Annotated in this window: 22 protein-coding genes; 6 read left to right on the forward strand and 16 right to left on the reverse strand. The window is 64.3% G+C overall.

Translation table 11 applies throughout. The features are described 5' to 3' along the window. Positions 1-5: 5 nt before the first annotated feature. The 5 genes from I2456_RS18950 to I2456_RS18970 are packed head-to-tail and all read right to left on the reverse strand — an operon-like array spanning position 6 to position 3,909. Positions 6-965: an alpha/beta hydrolase gene (locus tag I2456_RS18950; RefSeq protein WP_085074804.1), complete on the reverse strand. Its 960-nt coding sequence runs from the start codon at positions 963-965 to the stop codon at positions 6-8. Continuing rightward, positions 962-1,399 (reverse strand): hypothetical protein, encoded by a 438-nt coding sequence (locus tag I2456_RS18955; RefSeq protein ID WP_085074805.1) that lies wholly within the window; start codon positions 1,397-1,399, stop codon positions 962-964. Before I2456_RS18955 ends, I2456_RS18950 begins: the two co-directional genes overlap by 4 nt. Further along, positions 1,383-2,555: an amidohydrolase family protein gene (locus I2456_RS18960; protein WP_085074806.1), complete on the reverse strand. Its 1,173-nt coding sequence runs from the start codon at positions 2,553-2,555 to the stop codon at positions 1,383-1,385. Before I2456_RS18960 ends, I2456_RS18955 begins: the two co-directional genes overlap by 17 nt. Further along, positions 2,552-3,604, reverse strand: coding sequence for an amidohydrolase family protein (locus I2456_RS18965; protein ID WP_085074807.1), 1,053 nt, complete (start codon positions 3,602-3,604; stop codon positions 2,552-2,554). Before I2456_RS18965 ends, I2456_RS18960 begins: the two co-directional genes overlap by 4 nt. Next, complete coding sequence (locus I2456_RS18970; RefSeq protein ID WP_241007760.1) at positions 3,601-3,909, reverse strand: Rieske (2Fe-2S) protein; 309 nt, start codon at positions 3,907-3,909, stop codon at positions 3,601-3,603. Before I2456_RS18970 ends, I2456_RS18965 begins: the two co-directional genes overlap by 4 nt. Positions 3,910-4,064: 155 nt before the next feature. Between I2456_RS18970 and I2456_RS18975 the strand changes: the two genes are divergently transcribed. After that, complete coding sequence (locus I2456_RS18975; protein ID WP_085074809.1) at positions 4,065-5,291, forward strand: cytochrome P450; 1,227 nt, start codon at positions 4,065-4,067, stop codon at positions 5,289-5,291. Further along, a complete protein-coding gene (locus tag I2456_RS18980) occupies positions 5,288-6,445 on the forward strand; it encodes a Zn-dependent alcohol dehydrogenase (RefSeq protein ID WP_085074810.1) in 1,158 nt (385 codons plus the stop codon). Before I2456_RS18975 ends, I2456_RS18980 begins: the two co-directional genes overlap by 4 nt. On the opposite strand, the gene I2456_RS18985 is transcribed toward I2456_RS18980, so the two are convergent. The 5 genes from I2456_RS18985 to I2456_RS19005 form a co-directional block, all read right to left on the reverse strand. Beyond that, positions 6,442-7,224 carry an SDR family NAD(P)-dependent oxidoreductase gene (locus I2456_RS18985; RefSeq protein WP_085074811.1) on the reverse strand — a complete coding sequence of 261 codons (783 nt, stop codon included), beginning with the start codon at positions 7,222-7,224 and terminating at the stop codon, positions 6,442-6,444. The two genes, I2456_RS18980 and I2456_RS18985, sit on opposite strands and share 4 nt — an antisense overlap. Continuing rightward, positions 7,221-7,622 carry a VOC family protein gene (locus I2456_RS18990; protein WP_163703917.1) on the reverse strand — a complete coding sequence of 134 codons (402 nt, stop codon included), beginning with the start codon at positions 7,620-7,622 and terminating at the stop codon, positions 7,221-7,223. The genes I2456_RS18985 and I2456_RS18990 overlap by 4 nt, the downstream gene beginning before the upstream one ends. A gap of 78 nt (positions 7,623-7,700) precedes the next feature. Next, positions 7,701-8,531 (reverse strand): SDR family NAD(P)-dependent oxidoreductase, encoded by an 831-nt coding sequence (locus tag I2456_RS18995; RefSeq protein WP_085074813.1) that lies wholly within the window; start codon positions 8,529-8,531, stop codon positions 7,701-7,703. Positions 8,532-8,597: 66 nt separating this feature from the next. Continuing rightward, the gene (locus I2456_RS19000) at positions 8,598-9,821 is read right to left on the reverse strand and encodes a cytochrome P450 (RefSeq protein ID WP_085074814.1); all 1,224 of its coding nucleotides are present in this window, start codon (positions 9,819-9,821) and stop codon (positions 8,598-8,600) included. Between the two features lie 11 nt (positions 9,822-9,832). Beyond that, complete coding sequence (locus I2456_RS19005; protein ID WP_085074815.1) at positions 9,833-10,855, reverse strand: LLM class F420-dependent oxidoreductase; 1,023 nt, start codon at positions 10,853-10,855, stop codon at positions 9,833-9,835. A 44-nt stretch (positions 10,856-10,899) separates the two neighbouring features. Between I2456_RS19005 and I2456_RS19010 the strand changes: the two genes are divergently transcribed. After that, positions 10,900-12,396, forward strand: coding sequence for an acyl-CoA carboxylase subunit beta (locus I2456_RS19010; protein ID WP_085074816.1), 1,497 nt, complete (start codon positions 10,900-10,902; stop codon positions 12,394-12,396). Between the two features lie 75 nt (positions 12,397-12,471). On the opposite strand, the gene I2456_RS19015 is transcribed toward I2456_RS19010, so the two are convergent. Continuing rightward, positions 12,472-13,515 (reverse strand): TIGR03857 family LLM class F420-dependent oxidoreductase, encoded by a 1,044-nt coding sequence (locus tag I2456_RS19015; protein WP_085074886.1) that lies wholly within the window; start codon positions 13,513-13,515, stop codon positions 12,472-12,474. 5 nt (positions 13,516-13,520) lie between these two features. Continuing rightward, a complete protein-coding gene (locus I2456_RS19020; protein WP_068032939.1) occupies positions 13,521-14,654 on the reverse strand; it encodes an alpha/beta hydrolase in 1,134 nt (377 codons plus the stop codon). 162 nt (positions 14,655-14,816) lie between these two features. On the opposite strand from I2456_RS19020, the gene I2456_RS19025 reads away from it, so the two are divergent. Together I2456_RS19025 and I2456_RS19030 are read left to right on the forward strand one after the other, a co-directional pair. Beyond that, positions 14,817-15,446, forward strand: coding sequence for a PaaI family thioesterase (locus I2456_RS19025; protein ID WP_085074817.1), 630 nt, complete (start codon positions 14,817-14,819; stop codon positions 15,444-15,446). Between the two features lie 10 nt (positions 15,447-15,456). Next, entirely contained in the window at positions 15,457-17,109 is a 1,653-nt protein-coding gene (locus I2456_RS19030; RefSeq protein ID WP_085074818.1) for an acyl-CoA synthetase, read from the forward strand. A gap of 24 nt (positions 17,110-17,133) precedes the next feature. Here I2456_RS19030 and I2456_RS19035 read toward each other — a convergent pair whose 3' ends face one another. Continuing rightward, entirely contained in the window at positions 17,134-17,568 is a 435-nt protein-coding gene (locus I2456_RS19035; RefSeq protein WP_085074819.1) for a cupin domain-containing protein, read from the reverse strand. Between the two features lie 164 nt (positions 17,569-17,732). On the opposite strand from I2456_RS19035, the gene I2456_RS19040 reads away from it, so the two are divergent. Then, a complete protein-coding gene (locus I2456_RS19040; protein ID WP_085074820.1) occupies positions 17,733-18,935 on the forward strand; it encodes a cytochrome P450 in 1,203 nt (400 codons plus the stop codon). A gap of 139 nt (positions 18,936-19,074) precedes the next feature. Here the strand turns inward: I2456_RS19040 and I2456_RS19045 are convergent, their stop codons facing one another. From I2456_RS19045 to I2456_RS19055, 3 genes are read right to left on the reverse strand one after another with little or no spacing between them, the layout of a single operon-like run. Then, entirely contained in the window at positions 19,075-20,265 is a 1,191-nt protein-coding gene (locus I2456_RS19045) for an acyl-CoA dehydrogenase family protein (protein ID WP_085074821.1), read from the reverse strand. 10 nt (positions 20,266-20,275) lie between these two features. After that, positions 20,276-21,340 (reverse strand): acyl-CoA dehydrogenase family protein, encoded by a 1,065-nt coding sequence (locus I2456_RS19050; RefSeq protein ID WP_085074822.1) that lies wholly within the window; start codon positions 21,338-21,340, stop codon positions 20,276-20,278. 2 nt (positions 21,341-21,342) lie between these two features. Next, positions 21,343-22,173, reverse strand: coding sequence for an amidohydrolase family protein (locus I2456_RS19055; protein ID WP_085074887.1), 831 nt, complete (start codon positions 22,171-22,173; stop codon positions 21,343-21,345). Positions 22,174-22,299: the final 126 nt, after the last annotated feature.

The following is a 22,299-nucleotide window of genomic DNA, read 5'->3' on the forward strand; positions in this document are numbered from 1 at the left end:
CCACGTCACAGGGCGAACGCGCGGCGTAGTGTCTGCGCGTGCAGAGCTTGATTCTCCTGTGAGACAACCCATTCGGGCACAGTCACATCGAACCCGTGGAAAGTCGCCGCAAACACGTGCAGTTCGGTGTGAACATAGGCGTGTAAGAGCCGATTGGCGTAGTCGATCGCCTCGTCGCGGCACGGATCGATCTCCGCGCAGCTGATGAACGTCGGCGGTAGGCCCTCCAGGTTGGCGCGGTGGGCCGGAACGTGCTGACCGGACGCGCTGCCGTGGCCGAGGTAATGGCCCCACGCCCGGCTCACCGCCGGGCCGTTGAGGCCGGGTGTTCGTTGGAATTCGCGCCGCGACGGCGTCGCATCGGAATCAAGCATCGGCTGATGCAGGATCTGCACCAGAATCTGCGGGCCTTCCTCGTCGAACATGCGTTGGGCCAAACCGGCAACCAATGCCGCGCCGGCATCGCGTCCCATCAACGCGACACGGCTCGGGTCGGCGCGCAACTCGTCGGCGTGTGTCAGCACGTGGCGCAGACTCGCTTCGACGTCGGCAAGCGCTGCGGGACAAACATTCTCGGGCGCCAGCCGATAGTCCACCGACACCACCAGGCAGTCGGCCGCGCGGGCCAGGTTCACGCATTGTGCATGATCGGTGTCCAAGTTTCCGGTCACAAACCCGCCGCCATGGGCATAGATGACCAGCGGCAGCCCGGACGCCGTGCCCGCGCGATAAAGGCGGAGGTGCAGCGGTTGGCCGTCGGGACCCGGGATGGACACCGAATCGACTGTGACACCGGCGTGGTCGACGGCCGCCGCGCGCTCGGCGGCAAGCCGGTGTGTGTGTTCGCGCTCGGCCGGCAGCGTGTCGGTGCTGAATTCGACCAAGCCCAGTTCGGCGGCGCTATCTCTCAGCTGCGGGTCCAACCGGCTAAGCCCTTGTGGGCGCGCGAGATTCGTCTGTGTCATGCCCTCGTGTCTTCCTCCGGTTCGGTTGGGAAATCCTCTTCAAGGTAGACCTGCGACTCCATGTGATGAAAGATGCGGTAGCCGTCGCTGTGCTGCTTCAACAGCCAGGTGATCCAGCTGGTGCCCGCGTGGACGCTGTCGGACTCTGCGCCGGTGAATCGCCATCGACTCAATAAGACGCACCGTGCCACCCCGTCGGCCAGGATGTCGGCCGACCACAGGCGCGATGACACCGATGCCTGCGTAAGGCGGCCGGCGAGCCGGGCCCAGTGCCGGTCGAGTTCGTCGGCGCCCGTCAGCGGCAGCGCGTATTCGTCGCCCAGGTAAAGCGGTGACGGGCTTCGGCGCTCCCACAACTCAGCCACACCCGCCAGATCGAGCGCCGACCACTTCTCGTCGTATTGGGTGATCAGTGCCTTAATCCGCGACGTCACCGTCGGCCGGCCGTTCTCCGGGGAGGGCCTTGACGGTCGGGGGCAGCCCGTAGAGTGCGGTCGCGTTGCCGTACATGATCCGCTCCCGTTGGTCGCGCGGGAACCGGTTGAGGGCATACGTTGGCGCGTCGTAGCTCCAGTGCGGGTAGTCGGTCGAGAACATGAGATTGTCGCCCATGTCCATCAGTTCCAAGTACTCCCGGAACTGCACCGTGTCAGTATCTTCCAGCGGCTGGGTGGTGAACCGAACGTGTTCTCGCACATACTCCGACGGGGGCCGACGCACGTGCGGCAAGTCACCGCGACGGGCCTCCCAGATGCGGTCCATCCGAGACATCACCGGCATCGCCCAGGTGAAGCCGCCCTCGATGAACACGATCCGCAGATCCGGGTGTCGGTCGAAGGCGCCGTCGAACACCAGGCTCATCAGATGTGACACGTACAGCAGCGGCCAGGAGGCGAAGAAGTCATGCCAATGCGCCGGATTGCCAACTGGGTACAGGGGAATCAACTCGAACGGTGTCTGGCCCATCAAGTGAGTGGCCACCGGTAAGCCATTGCGCGCCGCGGCGGCATAGATCGGGTCGAAATGCGGGTTGCCAAAAGGGATTCCGCGAGTCTGCGGTGTCATCAGCACCTGGGACATATACGGGTGTCCGGCCCAGCGCTGCACTTCACGCGCCGCCAGGTCCGGGGTCTGCGCGCTGACGCTGATCGACCCCCGCCAGCGGCCGTGCGTGTTGTGCTTGTCCAGCCAGACGTCGGCGAGCCAGTCGTTGTAGGTCGACTTGAGCACATGCTCGGCCTGCGGTAGCTGGGCGTCACACATCGGCTCCAGCGACGCGATGCTGACCCAGGCGTCGACCAGTAACTGCTTGGCGGCGAAATCCGGGTCGCTACCGGCCAATCCGCCGTCGGGAGGAGCGGCGTCCAATCGCAGCGACATCGTCTTATACGAGTCGGGCGTGTCGTAGAAGTGCGGCACCGGTGTGACCGCATTGCCGGTCGGCCAGATTTTGTCGACCCAGTCGGCGGGGGCGTAGGACTTGAGGACCTCGGTCGACACCGGCAGCGGATGGACATCGGTGTCGACCACGGTCACCGCTATCTCTTGCTGTTGCCCCCCAGCGGACTCAACCCGTTCGATCGTTGTCATCGTGCACTTCTTTCCACCGGCGAGGTGAGCTGATAAAGCTCATTCGCATTTTCCCACAGCACCTTGTCGCGCTGCGCGTCGTCGAGGCCCGCGACCATTACGTCGGGCGTCGTCGTCGACCAATGTGGATAGCTCGACCCATACATCACCAATGCGGACTTGTCCGAGAAGTCCATCCAGCGTTGCCTCTGCCCGGTGTCGACCGGACCATCGAACGCAGACGAGCAGAACCGGACGTGACCGGGCAGGTATTCACTGGGGTAACGGTCCACCCATGGCGTCTGATCTCGCATCGACAACCAGAAGGTGTCCAGCCGCCACATCAGTGGGGTGAGGATGTCATAGCCGCCGTCGGCGAAGACGAACTTCAAGTCGGGGTGCCGGCCGAAGACGCCCTCGACGATGAGGGTGGCCAGGTGCACGAAATAGTTCAGCGGCATGAAGGCCGCATACCCGGGATAGGTGTGCGCGTGCCCGGCGAAGGTGGGTGCATGGTCGACGCCGTTGCCGCCGTTGATGTGCACCGCGACCGGTAATCCGTGCGCGGCGGCCGCCTCCCAGATCGGCTCGAACATCGGCTTGCCGTACGGCTCACGGGACTGCAGAGGCACGCCGACCTGCACTAACTTCGGATGGCCGGCCAGCCGCTCGATCTCGGCAACCGCACCCCTGGGGTCTTCCGGATTGACTCTGATGGTGCCCCGGAAGCGGTCGGTGCCGTCGGGCTCCAGCCACCGGTCGAGCAGCCAGTCATTGACCGCCGCGCAGATTCGGCTGTTCAGCAGGTAGTCGGCGATGTTGCCCCGGGTCAGCGGGTTGAGGATCGCGTACTGCACACCGGCCTCGTCGAACAGGTGCCGAGCCACCGTCTGCGGGTCCGATCCCGGATAGTGGTCGCCATAGAGGTCCTCGCGGTAGTCCCCACCGGGCGCCTGATACCACTGCTGTTCGACATCGGGAATCGACCGCAACTTGTGGGTGGCGGGGAGATATCGCCGTATCTCGGCGTTGTAGCGAAAGTGCGGCTGGACGTTGGCGTCGATGATCATGCGGTCACGTACACCTGACCGTCGGCGACGTCGACTTGGTAGGTCCGGATGCGACGTTTCGGGTCGGCCACGTTGCGGCCGGTGGTGACGTCGAATTCCCAGTTATGCCAAGGACATCGGACAATTTGGCCGTCCCGCACGCGGCGCAGCCGGCCGGGCGTGTCCGGGTCGGATTCGTTGGTGCCACCGAGCAGGCCCTGGCACAGCGGCGCACCCTCGTGCGAGCAGTAGTTGACGATCGCATAGAACTCGCCCCGCACGTTGTACACGCCCACGCCGAATTTCCCGATGTCCACAAGTTTCATCCGCCCGGGCGGTAGCTCTTCCAGGGCGCATACAAGTCGGCGTTGAGCCACCGAAGAATCACCGCCTCCTGCCCCATCCGGTCGCCACTCAAGTCGTTGGGCTACGTTGCTATTTATATTATGATAGCGATATTCCACCCCCAGGAGGAGCGCTGATGACGCTCGGCACTGAACCAACCGGTCAGCCCGTCACCCTCGACACCACCGGTGAAACCAGTCCGTACCCATTCTTCGAATACATGCGACGCACCGATCCGGTGTGGCATGGCGCGCTGATGGACCACGAGCAAATGCCCGAGGAATTGCGGCCGAATGACGAGTGGGTCCTGTTCGGCTACGACGGCGTGTTTCAAGCCTTCCGCGACGACCGCGTCTTCACCTCGGCCGGTTACGACAAGACGATCGGCCTGGTGATGGGCCACACCATCTTGGCGATGGGCGGTAAGGAGCATCACGACCATCGCAGCCTGGTCGCCAAGGCGTTCCGGGCCACCGCCCTGGAGCGCTGGGAACCGTCGGTCATTGGTCCGGTGTGCGACCAACTGATCGACGAAATAAAGAACGACGGGCACGCCGACCTCGTCAAGGCACTGACATTCGAATTCCCCACCCGGATCATCTCGGTGCTGCTCGGCCTACCGCCGGAGGATCTCGACTTGTTCCGCCGGCTGTCGCTGGACTTGATCTCCATCCCGACTGACATCATGGCCGGGCTCACCGCGGCGACGGAGTTGCACGGCTACTTTCTCAACCAGGTCGAGCAGCGCCGCCGCAAGCGCACCAACGACATCATCGGTGATCTGGTGGCCGCCGAGATCGACGGGGAGAAGCTCACCGACGAGGCCATCATTTCGTTCCTGCGCCTGCTGCTGCCCGCCGGACTGGAAACCACTTACCGCTCCTCAGGCAACTTGCTGTATCTGCTGCTGACCCATCCCGAGCAGCTGGCCATGGTCACCCAGGACCGTTCGCTGATTCCGATGGCCATCGAAGAAGGCTTGCGGGTGGAGACCCCGTTGACCATGGTCATGCGTACCACCACCGAAGACGTCGAAGTGGGCGGGAAGGTGATCCCGGCCGATGCGCAGGTCGATTTGTGCATGGGCTCGGCGAACCGCGACGAGAGCCGCTGGCCGAACCCCGACGCCTTCGACATTCGCCGGGAGCGGCACTCGCACATCGCTTTCGCCGGCGGAATTCACATGTGCCTTGGTATGCACCTTGCCCGACTCGAGACTCGGGTCATGCTGAACAGCCTGTTCGACCGTCTCGAGCATCTGGCGTTCGTCCCCGACGACGGCACCGGTGAGGAATCCAGGATCGTGGGGCTCACCTTCCGGTCGCCGAACAAACTCCCTGTGACGTTCACGCCTGCTGCATGAGAAGCCGGGCAGCGATCCTGCATGATGTCGGCGGCCCGTGGTCCGTCGAGGAATTCGAGTTGGACGCTCCCCGCGCCGACGAGGTCCTGGTGCGAATCGCCGCCGCCGGTCTGTGCCACTCCGACGACCACATTCTCAAGGGTGACATGTCGGCGCCCAACGAGTTGCTGAAATCGCTTGGCCTGCCCACCATGTTCCCCTTGATCGGTGGCCACGAGGGGTCCGGCATCGTGCGCGAAGTCGGTCCTGGCGTAACCGATTTCGCGCCCGGGGACCATGTTGTGATGTCTTTTGTCGCGGTGTGCGGCAAGTGCCGGTGGTGCGCGACCGGCATGGAGTACATCTGTGACGCGGGCATAGGCACCATGACGCCAGGGATGCCCACCGACGGCACGTTCCGCCACCACACCGCCGCCGGTCGACCGTTGGGACACATCGCCAAGGTCGGGGCGTTTGCCGAACATACTGTGGTGTCGGTGAATTCAATCGTGAAGATCGACCCGCAGCTACCGCTGGCAGCGAGTGCGCTGCTGTCGTGTGCAATTCCGACGGGTTACGGTTCGGTGGCTAATCGCAGCGGCATGCGGGCGGGTGACACCGTCGTTGTCATCGGCGCCGGCGGAATCGGCACGGGCGCGATCCAAGGGGCCCGGATCAACGGCGCCGCGCAGATCGTGGCTGTCGATCCCGTTGAGTTCAAACAGAAATCAGCCCACCTGTTCGGTGCGACGCACAGCGCGGCGAGCATCGCCGAAGCCATGGACCTGGTGCGCGACCTCACCTACGGTGTGATGGCCGACGCCGTGGTGGTCTCTCCGTCGCTGATCACCCCGGAGGACGTCCGCGACGCGGTCAAGCTCACCCGCAAGGGCGGCACCTGTGTGCTGACCGGCATGACGTCGCAGTTGACCCACAAAGTCAAGATCGACCTACAAGAGTTCATCTTGATGAACAAGACCCTGGCGGGCACCATTTTTGGCTCGTGCAACGCCCGCTCGGACATCGCCCGGTTAGCCAAGCTTTATCAGACCGGACAGCTTCAGCTCGACGAGATGATCACCAAGCGCTACCGCCTCGACGAGGTCAATGACGCCTATGCCGACCTGCTGAACGGTGAAATCGTGCGGGGCATCATCGATTTCGGTATCGGCTAGGCCTTCTTCGCGTTCTCCCGTTGCTCGCGAAGCTCTTTGATCTTCTTGAGCCGCAGCAACCGCTCCACTTGGCCGTAGGCGTCGATCGGGCTGTGCAACGCCAGGCCTCCGTCGGCATGTACCACCTGGCCGGTCACCCAGGGCATCTCGAGTACCCCGACGATCGCGTCGGCCACGTCGGCGGCCTCCCCCAGGCGACCGAGCGCTGTGCGCCTCGACAGGCCGTCGACCCAGCCGGGCCAGGCTTCTGGGTTGGGCAGCATCGGGGTTCTGGTGACGCCGGGTCCGACGGCGTTGACCCGGATGCCGTGCGTGCCCCATTCCACGGCCGCAACCTTGACCAGCATGTCGACTCCGGCTTTTGACACGCAGTAGGCGCCCATGTCCCGGTCGGCGACAGTGCCGCTGATGCTGGACACCGCAACGATGGATCCGCCCACCTGGGCGTCGACCATCGCTTGGGCGGCAGCGCGGATCGTCAGCCAGGTGCCGGTGAGGTTTACCGCCAACACCCGTTCCCATTCTTTTGGGGAAAGTTTGAGCAACAGCCCGGACGATCCGATGCCGGCGGAGGTGACCACCCGGGTAGGCACTCCGTGCTCGCGCACAGTCTGTTGCATCGCCGCTGAGACCGCGTCGGGATCGCTGACATCGCAGTCGATGTCGGCGCCGGACAAGTCCCACGCCACCACGTCATGACCCGCTTGGCGCAGCAGTTCGACGGCTTTCAATCCGATCCCGGACGCGCCACCGGTCACCAGTGCAGTCTCGGCGCTCATTGCGCCGGTCCGATCAACTCGACCAGCACCCCGTCGGGGGCGGTGATGACCGCCATCGGCACCGTCTTTCCGGCGGGCGCGGGCATCGTGATGCGCCGCACCCCGTCGGTGAAGCCCCAGGCCGCCAACGCCGACAGCGCAGTATCGACTTCGCGCTGCAGCGAGAGCAGAAAGAAACCGTGGCGCGGCCCCGCAGCGGCCTGTTCGGCCTGCTCAGCGCCCGGCAGCTGGACCAATTCAACGATCCCGCAGTCCGGCTCCTTTGGGTCACCCAGGAAGACGGACCTGAGCTCATTGCCCTTGGCGCCGAATAGCTCTGGCCAGTCACCGGTGAAGGTGTGGTCGAACAGTTCGGAGAACCCCAGGCCATCGCGCCAGAATCGCAGCGACCGCTCCACATCTGCAGTGCAGATCGCTGCGTGATGAACACCAAGCACAACTTCCCCTTCCGCGCCCGTTGATCGAGCACCGCGGTATCAGGTAGTCAGCTTAGCTAACGTCCGATCCCACAATTCGGATGCCAGGCGCGCATCGTAAGCGGCGCGGTTCGCTTTGGCAATCTTGTGTCCCGAGTAGTACTGGCCGGAAACCCATTCGGTGCCGCATTTCGTCGAGGCCAGCCAGACCAGTTGGTCGGCGCCCTCGTCAGCAGTAGAGGTGAACCGCGAGGTCACCGGCACGTGATTTTTCATGAACACGAGAAATCGTGACCCGGACGCCTCCCCGAAGTTGGAGTTCACGTATCCCGGGTGAAATGTTGCGGCCGACAGTCCGTCGGCGTGGTAGCGGCGATGCAATTCCATGGTGAACATGACGATCGCCAATTTGGTCCGCGCGTAAGCAAGGCTGGGCCGGCATTTCGCCGTATTTTCCAGATCGGCAACGCGCACCCGCGGAAGCAGGCGCTGCGACGAACTGGTCGTGTTGAGGACAGAAGCGTGAGAATTGAGAAGCACGTCCAGCAATAGTGTGGTGAGCAGGAAAGGCGCCAGGTAGTTGACCTGGTAGGTCTTCTCGTGGCCGTCGGGGGTCAGTTGGACGTCGTGGCACATGCCACCGGCGTTGTTGGCCAACACATCGATGCGCGGGTACTCCGAACGTATCTTGTCCGCCACCGCGCGCACTTGGGTCAGGTCGGCGAAGTCGGCGGTGAAGTAATCGGCGCCCAATTCCGTGGCGATCGCGGTCGTCTTACGTTGCGAGCGCCCGATTATGACGACGTTTTCCCCATTTCGGCTGAGCCGGCGCGCCGCAGCGGCACCGATGCCGTCACTGGCACCCGTGATGACAATCGTCCTACGCGTCATATCGATGGCATCCTTTGGCATTGACTGACGGTCCTGGAGTACTGACAGCGTAAACGCAAATATTGCTTAGCACGACAACGAATAGCGAACCGGCAAGTGCTTGAGGCCACCGACAAAGGTCGTGGCGACCCACTGTGGGTCACCGGCAAGCTCGATCGATTTCAGCCGGGGCAGCAATTCGGTGAAGAAGCTCGTGACTTCCATGCGCGCCAGCGCCGCACCCATGCAGAAGTGCACGCCGTATCCGAACGCCAAGTGCTTGTTCGGCTCGCGACCGACGTCGAAGGCGAACGGGTCGGGGAAGACGTCCTCGTCGCGGTTGGCCGACACATACGACAACAGCAACGATTCGCCTGCCGCGATTGAGGTTTCGCGCACGACGGTGTCTTGGGCGGCGGTTCGCATGAAGTGCTTGACCGGTGTCACCCAGCGAATCATCTCCTCGGTGGCGCGCGGCATGAGGCTCAGATCGCAGCGCAGGCGCCGGCACTGGTCGGGATTCTCGATCAAGGCATGCAGGCCGCCGGAGATCGTGGCGCTGGTGGTGTCATGGCCCGCGGTGGCGACGATGAGGTAGTAGGACACCGTTTCCAGGTCGGACAACGGCTCACCGTCGATACGGGCGTTGGCGATGGCTGAGGCGAGGTCTTCGGTGGGATGTTGGCGCCGCGTCGCGGTCACGTGGTTGAAATAGGCGAACATGTCCAGCAGCGCGGGCAATTGGTCTTCGTTGGTGGTGCCACGCTTGTACTCGTTGTCATCGCTGCCGAACAATTCCTGAGTGAGCTTGAGCATGCGGGGGAAGTCGGATTCGGGCAGTCCCAACAGCGACATGATGACGTAAAGCGGGTAATTGACCGCGACTTGTTGTGCGAAGTCGCATTCGGGGCCCACCGCCAACATCTTGTCGACATAGCTTTTGGCCAGTTCGTCGATGCGTAGCTTCATCGCTCGCATCGCCTTCGGGCGGAACCAGTCCGCGCCGATCGCCCGTACCACCCGGTGTTGTGGGTCATCCAGGTGGATGAGGGTGCGCACCCCGGCCGCGGCCTGCAGCTCGTCGCCTTCGATGGTCGCCAGCACCGGGCGCGGCCAATTGGTGAACAGCATGTTGTCGCGTTCGATGTCCATCACATCGGCGTACTTGGTGATCGCCCAGAACGGCCGATAGTTCGGCACGTCGACCCACGCCACCGGCGCCGCCGCGCGCAGGCGTGTCAGCGCGGCGTGCAGCCGCGGTTCGTCGGTGTAGGCCTGCGGGTCGGCCAGCAGTTTGGCGGCCTCGTCCATCGTGCGCGCGCTCATCGGTGAAAATCTTTGAGCGCGGCGCTTATACAGGCCTGTGAGGCGGCGTAGAAAATGGGCTGCACCCGATCGACGGTGCCCTCGCAGCGAGCTCGCAAGGCGGCGCTCACCTCTTGGACCGGGCCGACGACCGCGAAGGCCGCGAGCATTTCGTCGTCGATCAGCGCGCCCATGGTGTCCCACTCCCCGAGTTTGGACAGACGGTTGAGTTCGCTGTGCAGTTCCCCCCAACCGTGTAGGTCGAGCACCGGGCGGTAGGCGGGTGTTGATGCGTAGAACGCGATCTGCTTGCGGGTTGCGGTCATGGCGGCGGCCAGGTCGTCGTCGTTTTGACCGGTCGCGACCATCACCTCCGCCGACACCTCGAAGTCAGCCGCGTTGCGGCCGCAGCGCTGCAGGCCCCGTCGCAACGCCGGAAGGGTCACTTCGGTGAGGTAACGCTGGGAGACCATCGGGTGGCCCAGGTGGCCGTCGGCGATCTCGCCGCACATCTCGGTCATCAACTCCCCCACAGCGGCGACGAACACCTTGGGCGCACCGTGCGGCTGCTGCTCAGGGGTGAACATCGGCGTCATGATCTTGTGGGTGTAAAACTCGCCTTCGAACCGCAGCTTGGTGCCGTCACGCCACGCGGACCAGATCGCCTGCAGGGCGGACACGAATTCCCGCATGCGCCGGGCAGGATGGCTCCACGGCATGCTGAACCGCTTCTCTATATGCGCCTGTATCTGGGTGCCCAGGCCCAAGATGAAGCGGCCGTTCGAGTAGGTCTGTAGATCCCAGCCCAGATTGGCGACGACCATCGGGTTGCGCGCGAAGGCGACTGCGATGTTGGTGCCCAGGTCTATTCGCGACGTGTGCTCGGCCGCCAACAGCAGCGGGAGGAAGGGGTCGTGACTAGTTTCGGCGGTCCAGCCGCCGTCATAGCCATCCTGTTCGAGCGACACCGCGGCGTCGGCCGCACGGGCGAGTTGATTGGGGATACCCCCGTCGATTTTGAGGCGGGGGGCGCTACCCATGCGGGCAACTTTACAGTAAGCAATCCAGTATGTAAGACAGACGCATGACGAAAGCCGAGGACTGGGCGCAGACGCTTGCCGACCTGGACCGGCGCCGCGAACAAGCCCGTGCCATGGGGGGAACCGAGCGGCTCGAGAAGCATCGTGGCAAGGGCAAGCTCGACGCGCGTGCCCGCGTTCAGCGCCTGCTCGATCCCGGCTCGTTCCGGGAATTCGGCACCCTGGTCGGTGGCGACATCGCGGCCGACGCGATCGTCACGGGCTCCGGCCGCATCAACGGCGTGCCGGTCATGGTCGGCGCCGAAGACTTCACCACCCTGGCCGGGACCATCGCACCCGGCAGTAATTCCAAGCGCTACCGCACCGCCGAGCTGGCGCTGCGCGACAAGATTCCGTTGGTGATGTTGCTCGAAGGCGCCGGATTTCGCCCCACCGGAGCACATTACGGCCGGACGCCGACCGATCTGCTGGCGCAGGCACGGTGTTCAGGACGGGTCCCCACGGTCACCGCCGTGCTGGGTCCCTCGGCCGGGCACGGAGCGCTGGTCGCCCCGGTGTGCGATTTCACCGTCATGAGCCGCCATGGGGCGATCTTCACCGCCGGGCCGCCGGTGGTCAAAGAGTCGACGGGAGAAGAAATTTCGAAGGAGGATCTGGGCGGACCCGACGTCGCGCTCACCAGCGGCGTGATCCACAACGTCGCAGCGGACGACGAAGAAGCGCTCGATACCGTCCGACGCTATCTGTCGTATTTCCCGCCGAGCGCTTGGTCGTATCCGGCCGCGCTGCCCGCCGACCAGACTGCCGAACCGCGTTCCACGCCGGAGCTATTGGAGATCGTTTCGCGCGACAACCGTCGCGTTTACGATATGCGCGCGGTGCTCGACGTGGTGTTCGACCGTCCGGACTGGTTTGAGGTGCAGCCGCAGTTCGGCCGGGCGATCATCTGCGCACTGGCGCATCTGGGGGGACACCCGGTCGCGGTGGTGGCCAACCAACCGCACGTGCTGGCCGGCTCCATCGACGCCGACGCTGCCGACAAGGCCGCGCACTTCATCATGGTCGCCGACTCCTTTCACCTTCCCATCGTCTTCCTTGCCGATAACCCGGGCATGCTCCCGGGCAGCCGGTCAGAGCGTCAGGGCGTATTACGCAGCGGCGCTAGGATGTTCGCTGCCCAAACTGCGGCCACGACGGTGAAATTGCACCTGACGTTGCGCAAGGCCTACGGCTTCGGCTCCATGGTCATGTCGCTGATCAGCTTCGACGACCAGGTGGCCACCTTCGCCTATCCCGGAGCGACCATGGGTGCCATGGGCGCCTCGGCGCTGAGCCGTGCGTCGCACGCGGACGAAGATCTGTCGGCCAAACTGCGCAACGCCGAACTGCAAGCGTCGTACCGATCGGCCGAGCACATGGGATTCGACGAGCTGATCGACCCGCGGGAGACCCGCGACGCGCTCCTGGCGTCCCTGCAGCGCGGGCTGTCCAGTCGGCAGGCCGCCGCCGAGCCGGTGACCCGCACCCTGATCATGCCCTGACCTTTTCCTGCCGCGAGCGTGCGTGTCTGTACAGCGACACGCCGCTGGCACTGGCATTCTGCGCACGCTCGCGGGCTAGCCGGCGCCTCGATAAGCCGCGATGACGGGGGCCAACTCGTCCGGCGTCGCGCCGTGCAGAATCACCGCGTCGGCGCCGTAGCCGAACTCCTGACGGATGCGCTGCACACATTGCTGCGCCGATCCGGTTGCCGAAGGCTCCAGCCATGCGTCGGGGATCAACGTCGCGATGTGCTCGATCTGCTCGGCCGTTGCCTTGTGATCTATCCCGCCGCCTATCGACGTCACCACCGGATCCTGGCGAAACCGTTGCAGCACAGCGGGATCCCAGTCATTGGTCTGCACCATCAAATCGCCGTAGCCCTGCAGATAGGTGGCCAGCCGAGCGACCGTCTTCTTCAGCCGCAAGTGTTCGGGCAGGTGGTCGCCGACCGTGGCAAAGCACGACCATACCCGCACGCTGTCCGGGTCGCGGCCCGCCTGCTCCGCGGCGGACTTGACGGTCTTGACGCAGCGCTGCAGCGTCTCAGGAGTGAAGTAGGTATGCAGGACCACATCGTCGAACACCCGCCCGCCCAGCGCCAGCGTGTTCGGTCCGAAAGCCACCAGGGCCAGCCGGATATCTTCGTTGAAATCGCGGTCCAAGAACAAAACCGGGTAGGTGCCCATCGGGCCGTCGTGGTTGAGAATCACCTCCCCGTGCCACAGCCGGCGCATGACGTGCGCCCAATCCTCCATCTGGGCGGTGGTGACCGCAGGGATGCCGAAGGCCCCGTAGATAGCGGCGATGCCACGACCGATGCCCAGGGTGAAGCGTCCGCCGGAAAGCCGATGCATGGTGGTCGCCCAGGACGCGGTGATCAGCGGGTGGCGCGTGTTGTGATTGGTTGCCGCGGTGGCGATTTGCATGCGCCCCGTGACCGCGCAGGCCGCGCCCACCAGCGAGGAGGCCTCCTTGACATTCCAGCGTTCGGAGATGAACGCGGTGCCGAACCCCAGCTCTTCGCCGCGGCGGGCCTCGTCCAGCAGCGTCGCCGGGCCTTCTCCCCCGGCTCCGGCCAACAAGTAGTAGCCCAACTCGTCAAGCGGTTGCTCGCGGATCGGCACTAGCGCAGCACCGTCTGCTCGACAACGTCGCGCAAGAACCGTTCGGTGATGCGCTGCACTCGGCGCGAGAACACATGCCCGACATGGCTTCCGTCATACCAATGCAGCTGGCCCTGCCATCGTTGCTGCAACGCGATAGCGGGCTCCCGCATGGCCATTCGATCGTGCCAGGCGCCCACGATGAGCCGGCGTTCAGGCGGCGGGGCCGGGTCCACGGCCAGTGGGTCGATCACTGACGTCAACTTCGCGACGACTGGCGATGCCAGCAGTTCCCGGAACTCACCGCGCGACGGGCCCCAGCGCGTCAAGTGCCGGGCGATCATCGCGTTGAGGCCGAGTATGGGTGTGTACAACGCGACCGCGTCGACTGCCGGTTCGAAGTGGGAAACCAGCGCGGCGACCGGACTGCCCATCGAAATGCCCGCTATCACAACGGCGCTGGCCTTCGGAGCAACCCACTGCACCACCGCCCGCACTTCCGAGACCGCGCGCATCATCCCCGCGACGTTGCCCAGCGGATCCATGTCCGGGTATGCGGGCCACTGCCCGCGGCGGATACCGTGTCCAGGCTGGACCGGCATCGCGACGTTGAACCCAAGCCTCCGGTGCAGACGCCCGATGCGAGATAGCACCATGTCTTCGGATCCGCCTTGACCGGCACCATGCACCCAGATCAGCCACGGCCGCGGCCCGTCACGGTGACGGCATATGTGCACGACTGCCCTGGCCGGCCCACTGAGCCCTTCGGCCGCCAACGTCGTCGGCAGCCGCGGATGGTGTTCGAAGGTGACCTGCTCGTAAGCCAGGCCCGCAATGCGACGCCGCCGTAACCGACTGACCCGCAACGGTTCCGGATCGGCATGCGCACGTTCGATACCCAATGTCGACAGTTCGTCCGCCGCGGGTGCGCAGGTCTCCAACGCCCGCAACACCCCGGGTCCCCCACTCAGCAGGGAGAAGCCGCTCAACACCAGCTCGTCGAGCATGACCTCGCCGAATTGACGCACTCCGCGAACGGAGACGGGCGCCCATCCGGTCGATTCGTGCAGACCCGAGACGGTGCGCGGCACCACCATCGCTAGTTCACGGGCGACGTCGCGTCCGAGGCCGATGGCGCGGGTCGCCGAGAACATGTGCACCACCTGCTTGTGTCTGAGTTTCCTTGGCCCGCGCAGCGGCCGATTTGCAGAAATCTATACTGTAACCAATTAAGTATCAACGAGCGCCGGAGTGGTCATGTCGCTGCTCGCCGCGATCCCCCAGACCGACGAGCTTTCCACCGTACGAAAGGCGCCATGACCGACGCGGCACCCGAAGTCCAGCGTGAGCCCCGAGGCGGCTTTCCCGACGTCAGACCCGTCGACGCTCCGCCCGGGCTGGGCCAATTCGCGGAAGCGCTGCGCCGCCTGCAAGACCTCACCGTCTCTACCAACCCGGACGCCCAGGCGTGGGCCGCCGCCACCGAGCACGTTGAAAACGCCTGCGCCATGCTGGAATCTCACCAGGTAGCCGAGATCGACGTCCCGGCCGGCAGGGTCCTCGAGTTGCCCGGCTTGGGTCATCCGTTGATGCCGCCGTGGACGATCGCCGACGCCAACGCCGATGGTGTCACGATGCGCGGCCACTTCACCCGATCACACGTGGGTGGAAACCATGCCGTGCACGGCGGCATGATCCCGTTGTTCTATGACTGGTTGTTCGGCATGGTGGTCACCACGGCGGGCATTCGCCCCACCCGCACCGCTTACCTGCATGTCGACTACCGCAAGATCACCCCGATCGACGAGCCGTTGACCGCGCATGGTCGAATCAGCCAGACCGAGGGGCGGAAGGTGTTCATCGCCGCGACCATGACGAGCAACGACGGTGCGCTGCTCACCGAGGCCAACGGCCTCATGGTGCGCTTACTGCCCCACCAACCGTGACGGAGCGCGAATGCCGGCTACAGCAACACAATTTACGGTTCCAGAGGTAGCGGCGGCGGTCGCAGCCGCCATCGGAGAAAGAGACTTCATCATCCAGGGCGACCGCCGGTACACCTACCGGCAGATCCTGGAACGGTCGCACCGGCTGGCCGCATACCTGCATTCCCAAGGGCTGGGCTGCCATACCGAGCGATCCCGACTGGCCGGACACGAGGTCGGACAGGATCTGCTCGGCCTGTACGCCTACAACGGCAATGAGTTCGTCGAGGCACTCTTCGGGGCCTTTCAGGCCCGGGTTGCACCGTTCAACGTCAACTTTCGCTACGTCAGGAATGAACTGCAATACCTGCTGGCGGATTCGGGGGCGACCGCTTTGCTCTACCACGCGGCGTTCGCCCCGCGAGTCGCCGAGGTCTTACCCGATCTTCCGCAGCTGCGGGTGCTGATCCAGATCGCCGACGACTCCGGCAACGAGTTGCTGAACGGCGCAGTTGATTACGAAGTGGCGCTGGCATCCAGCGCGCCGGAACCCCCATCGGTTCAGCCCTCGCCGGACGACTTGTACGTGTTGTACACCGGCGGTACCACCGGGATGCCCAAAGGCGTGTTGTGGCGACAGCACGACATCTTCATGACGTCCTTCGGTGGCCGCGATCTCTACAGTGGCCAGCCCGCCGCCTCGGTCGAGGAGATCGTGGCCCGCACGAGCGCGGGCCCCGGCACGAAACTGATGGTGCTGCCGCCGCTGATCCATGGCGCCGCACAGTGGACGGTGATGACGGCGATGACCACCGGACAGTCGGTGGTCTTCGCTTCGGTGGTCGATCATCTCGACGCCGAGGAGGTGGTGCGCACCATCGAACGAGAGCGCGTCGCGGTGGTGACGGTGGTCGGTGACGCGATAGCGCGTCCGCTGATCACCGCCATAGAGAAGGGTACGGCCGACGTGTCGTCGTTGGCCGTCGTCGCCAACGGGGGCGCACTGTTGACGCCCTACGTGAAGCAGCGTCTGATCGACGTCTTGCCCAATGCCGTTGTGGTCGACGGGGTGGGGTCCTCGGAGACCGGCGCGCAGATGCACCACCTGTCGACCTCCACAGCGGTGTCAACCGGAACGTTCAATGCCGGGCCGGACACGTTTGTCGCCGCCGAAGACCTGTCGACGACCTTGCCCCCAGGGCACGACGGCATCGGCTGGCTGGCTCAACGCGGCTATGTTCCGTTGGGCTACAAGGGCGATGCGGCCAAGACCGCTGCGACTTTCCCCGTCATCGACGGTGTGCGGTACGCCGTCCCGGGCGACCGGGCCCGCCACCGCGCCGACGGGTCCATCGAATTGTTGGGTCGTGACTCCGTGACGATCAACTCCGGTGGTGAAAAGATTTTCGCCGAAGAAGTCGAGACGGCGATCGCCTCGCACCCGGCGGTGGCCGACGTGGTGGTCGCCGGACGCCCCAGCGAGCGTTGGGGCCAGGAGGTGGTGGCCGTCGTGGCGCTCAGTGACGGTGCGCAGGCCGATGCTGACGCGTTGGTCGCACACGCCGCAAAGTCGTTGGCACGCTATAAACTTCCGAAGGCGATCGTGTTCCGCTCCGTCATCGAGCGCAGCCCGTCGGGCAAGGCGGACTACCGATGGGCCCGCGAGCAGGCGCAGGCCGGCTGACGCCGCCCGGTTGAGCACCTCGGTTCATACCCGCGGCGGTCCCAGCAGCTCGCAGCCGTATCGGGCTGCCAGAGCAGGGATTTCGCGCTCCGGAGTTCCCTCGACCTGGTAGACGAGTTGCTCAAACCCACCAGGAGTGATGACGACGAGCAGCCGACCCTCACCAGGCGCTACGTTTCGCCAGCTGTGCGGGGTATTCCTGGGTACCGTCACGCGGGTTCCCGTCGGAGCGTCGATGATGTCGTCGCCTATGGCGATCCGGTATCGGCCGACGAGGACGTGAAAATGTTCCTCTTCATTGCGGTGCAGGTGAGTCGGTACGGCACAACCGGGCTCATGCACTGCTTCGATGACGGCATAAGCTCCGTGCGTATCTCGGCTATCGACGCGGACCGTCTGCACTTCACCTTCAGTGCCCTTCCACCACTTGGTCTTGGGATCCACGTCAGCTCCCGCCATGTTTTCGTCGTTAACCGTACAAAGTTATCACCGGATACAGCCAGCGTCGACCGCCCGCCCAGCCGGGGCGCCCGCCCCGAAGACTGACTTGTATACAGTAATTCTTACCGTAAACTGGTTTGCCAACGGTTCATGCGCAAGGCGATCAAAGGTGTGGAGACCGGGTGACCGGGAAATTTGGCGGTGCCGCCGACGCGGTCGACCTGCGTGACCCGTACCCGTACTTTGCCCGAAAACGGCTGCAGGCCGGTGTCTTCTGCGGCACCGTGATGGATTACGCCAAGACACCGGCCTCGATGCGCCCCAAGCGTGAATACTCGGCAATGTCGTTCGACGCGGTGAACACCGTCTTCCGAGACGGCCGAATATTCAGCTCCAAGCCCTATGACACGACCATCGGACTATTCATGGGGCCCACCATTCTGGCGATGGAGGGCACGCAGCATCGCGCTCATCGCAACCTGGTGTCCGCTGCCTTCAAGTCCAAGGCATTGGCGCGGTGGGAACCAAGTGTCGTGCGACCCATCTGCGCTGCGCTGATCGAGAAATTCCTCGACACCGGACGGGCTGACTTGGTCCGAGACTTCACGTTCGAGTTCCCGACCCGAGTGATCGCCCGATTGCTTGGGCTGCCCGACGAAGACCTGGCGATGTTCCGCACGCGCGCGGTGCAGTTGATCAGCTACACCATCAACCATCAGCTCGCCTTCGAAGCCTCCGCGGCGCTGAAAGAGTACTTTCTCGAACAGATCGAACAGCGCCGAACCCGTCCTACCGAGGACATCATCGGAGACTTGGTGGCCGCGGAGATCGACGGTGAAAAACTCAGCGATGAAGCCATTTACTCGTTCCTGCGACTGCTGTTGCCCGCTGGGCTCGAGACCACCTACCGATCCTCGGGAAACCTGTTGTTCTTGCTACTCACTCACCCAGACCAGTGGGCCGCGGTGCAAGCAGACCCGGGCCTGATTGCGCAGGCCATCGAGGAAGGCCTACGCTTCGAGACCCCGTTGACGACGGTGCAACGGTTCACCACCCAGGACACCGAGTTGGCGGGTGTCCCCATTCCGGCGCGTTCGGTGATCGGCGTCTGTATGGGTTCGGCGAACCGCGACGAGCGCCGTTGGGAGCGCGCGGAACGCTTCGACATCTTCCGCAAGCACACCCCGCACATCTCGTTCGCCGCCGGGGAGCACACCTGCCTGGGTCTGCACCTGGCTCGACTGGAGACACGCGTTGCGCTGGAATGCCTACTCGACAGATTGACCGACATAACGTTGGTCACCGACGACGATCCGCACATCCACGGTCAACCATTCCGCTCTCCGACGGCGCTACCGGTGACATTCCAGGCGAAGAGATCATGATTGCGTGACTGACGCGCCGCCGCTAGTCGAGTGTGCGTTCAGGGTTTCCAGTGTTTGGCTATGGCGGGCAATTCGCGAGTTTCCCGCCCTGGCTGCACGCTGAGAGCCAGCATTACCCGCTCGGACGCCCTGCGCATCATCAGGCCCGCTTGGCAGGCGCCGAGTAGTTGGGTTTGCCGAGGCCCAAGACGTACTGCGCGATCATGTTGCGGAAAACTTCCAACGTGCCACCGTAGATGCCCACCAGGGGGGCGAATCGGTAGACGTACTCCGCAGCGCCGTTATCGGCGGCGCCCTCGGCGCCGAACGGCAACGCGGACGCGGCCCCGAGCAGATCCATCAAGTCCGGGGAGATGTCCCGCATCGTCTGTGCGATGGCAACGCGGCCGAAGATGCTGGGCGCCGAGAGAGCCGCCTCCATCCGGGCGACGCTACGGCCCAAACGGTATGCCACCGACCGGTCCTCGATCGGGCGGCGGCCCTGCGAATCCGGATGTGTGACGCGCGCGGCGGCCTGGTCGACCGCCAAGGTCATGGACCCGGCCTGGTGCATCATGATCGAGGTGTCCTGCAACCCGTCGGGTGCGGCCGCCACCGCGCCGTGCTCGACGTTGAGCGGCTCACGAAGCACGGTCCATCCCGCGTTCACCTCGCCCAACCGATACTTGTCGTCGACGCGCACATCGCTGTAGTAGACGATGTTCGTGCGGTCGCCGTCCACGGTTCGGATGCCGTGGATCTGGATACCCGGCGAATCGAGCGGGACCAGAAACATGGTCAGGCTGTTGTGTTTCGGCGCGTTGGGGTCGGTGTTGGTGATGAGGAATACGTATTGGCAGTTGTGGGCGCCCGTAGTGAACATCTTCGAGCCGTTGATCAGCCAACTGTCGCCGTCGCGCACCGCGCGGGTCTTGCAGGTTGCGATATCCGAACCGCCCTCGGGTTCGGTGTAACCCAGGCAAAGTCGTATGTGTCCGCTGAACACTCCCTGCAGCACAACGTCTTTGATCGCGGGCGAGGCGAATCTGGCCACCGAGCGCGCCACCATGGCGGTGGTGCCCCAGGTCACCCATGGCACCTGCGCCCGGCGCTTCTCCAGCTCCCAGATGCGTCGGCGAACTCGGGTGAATCCGCCTTCGGATTCGGACTTCCACTCCCCTTCCAGATAGCCTGCGGCACCCAACTTCAAGTGCAGATCCTCGTTGAAGTTGTCACCGGTCTCGCGGTCGTGGCGTAACACTTCTTCGGTGACATGGGTGGCCAGAAAACTGCGCGCCTCGTCCTGGAATGCCTTGTCCGCGTCGGACAATTCGACTCGGGAGAAATCCATCGCTTGGCCCCTAAATTCGGGCCGCCGCGAGAGCGCTTTCCCGAGCGGTCACTATGTCGGCGATCCGCTGTGCTGTGGTGCCGGGATCACCGCCGGCTAGCGGCCAGCCACGGGCGCGGACCAGGTATGCCGTCGCGGCGGCTTCGGCCGAAACACCAAGACCACCCTGGATGTGGACGGCCATGGTGGCGGCTCGCGTTGCTTCCTCCGCCATGAACACGAAGGCCGACGGCGCCAGCTCGGGCCGTTCGTCGGGTTCGTTCTCCAGGAACCACGCAGCGCGGCGCACGAGGTTGCGTCCGCCTTGCACGGTGATGGCCATGTTGGCCAGTGGATGGGAGATGCCCTGCAGCGTCGAGATGGGCACACCGAGCGTGTAGCGGTTCTTGGCGAACTCTGCGGCGATGGTCATCGTCTCCTCCACGAGACCTACCAACGCGGCTGCGGTGAGCAGCCGCCATTCGTCAAGCGCGCGAGAGTAAGTCGCCAAGGCCTCCGGACCCTCGCCCAATACCGTCCGCGAGCCGGCGGCGTCCGGGTCCACCCAAGCCATGGGCAGTCGGCCGATGTTGTCCACTTTGGCGGGCCGGGTGTCGAAGCTGAGCCCGGCGATCTGATCACCATCGCGGATGATTACGTGGTCGGCGATCGACCCGGTGGGCACCAACCGAACGCCGGGCCCGGGGTCGATGCGGGCGTCCAGCCCGGCGATCTGTTCTCCATTGGCCACGGCCGAGATGCGCTCGCGGGATGCGCCCAGTCGGTGCAACAGGCGCGCGGCACAGACGTGGTCGATCCAGGGAACCGGAGCCAACGACCGGCCGATCTCTTCGGCCACCAAGGTCAAGTCGACCAATGTCGCACCATCACCGCCGGCGGATTCGGGCAGCGCCATCGTTGTGGCGCCCATGGCGCACAAGCGCTCCCACAGGTTCTTGTCGAACCCGGAAAGCTCTGCGGCGCGAACCGTTTCGATGGGGCAGTGGGTCTTGAAGAATTGCTGATAGGCGCCTTGCACCGCGACGTGGTCCTCCGAGAGGCTGTAGTCCAACCTGCGCAATTCGAAGCGGTCCATGATCAGTGCTCCTGTTCGAAGAAGAATTCCTGGGCGTTGTTGTACAGATAGTCGTCGAGCACCTCAGCGGGTAAGTCGAGCGCCTGAGCCTCGGGCACCACGCGGTGCATGGTCAACACCGGCCAGTCGGAGGCGAAGATGACCTTGTTCCTGCCGCGGGTACGCATGTAGTGCAGCAGGCTGTCCGGCAATCGCTTGGGCGACCACGCCGACGTCATGATGCGCAGGTTGGCGTACTTGAGCAACAATCGGATCGCCACCTCCCACCACGGATCCGCACCGTGGATCATGCACAGCCGCAACTCTGGGAAGCGTACGCATACCCGATCCAGATGCATCGGATGCTGTACCTCCCCGGGAATGGGTGGGCCGGGGATGCCGGTGTTGATACACAGTGGCAGGCCCAATTCCGCGCACTTGGCGTACAACGGGTAGTACACGGCGTCGCTGGGCGGATATTGACCGTCACCCCAAAAGCTCGGCCCCACAACGGAATAGGCGACGGGCAGATCGTTGACGATCGCACTGAGTTCGCGCAGCGGCCGCACCGGACGCAGCAGGTTCACTCCCCCCATCGCGAGCGCGAACCGGTCCGGCTTGGCTTCGACGAACTTGCGCGCGGTGGTCGAGGGATTGGCCAGGGAGTCCATCAGGATGGCCTTCTGCACGCCGTGCGCGTCCATCTCGTCGAGCAACTCGGACAAGTCGACGGGGGCGAACATCGAGTCAGGGCCTTTGAAGTAGTCGTCTTTGACCTTGCGCATCCAAGTGGGTTGCACGTCGGTCTCTCCGAAGTGCACGTTGACCAGGCAGTCGATTACTTTCTGCGTCATACGTATTCCTTGACGAATGCCTTGGGCGCGGTGAAATGCGCCGATCGACTTTTGGTCGACGGCGTGAAAGTGCTTGCCCTGGTACCAGCCCACCGTCATGGTCCGGTCTTTCACGATGGTCCACTC

This window comes from Mycobacterium kubicae (assembly GCF_015689175.1).
Taxonomy (GTDB): Bacteria; Actinomycetota; Actinomycetes; order Mycobacteriales; family Mycobacteriaceae; genus Mycobacterium; species Mycobacterium kubicae.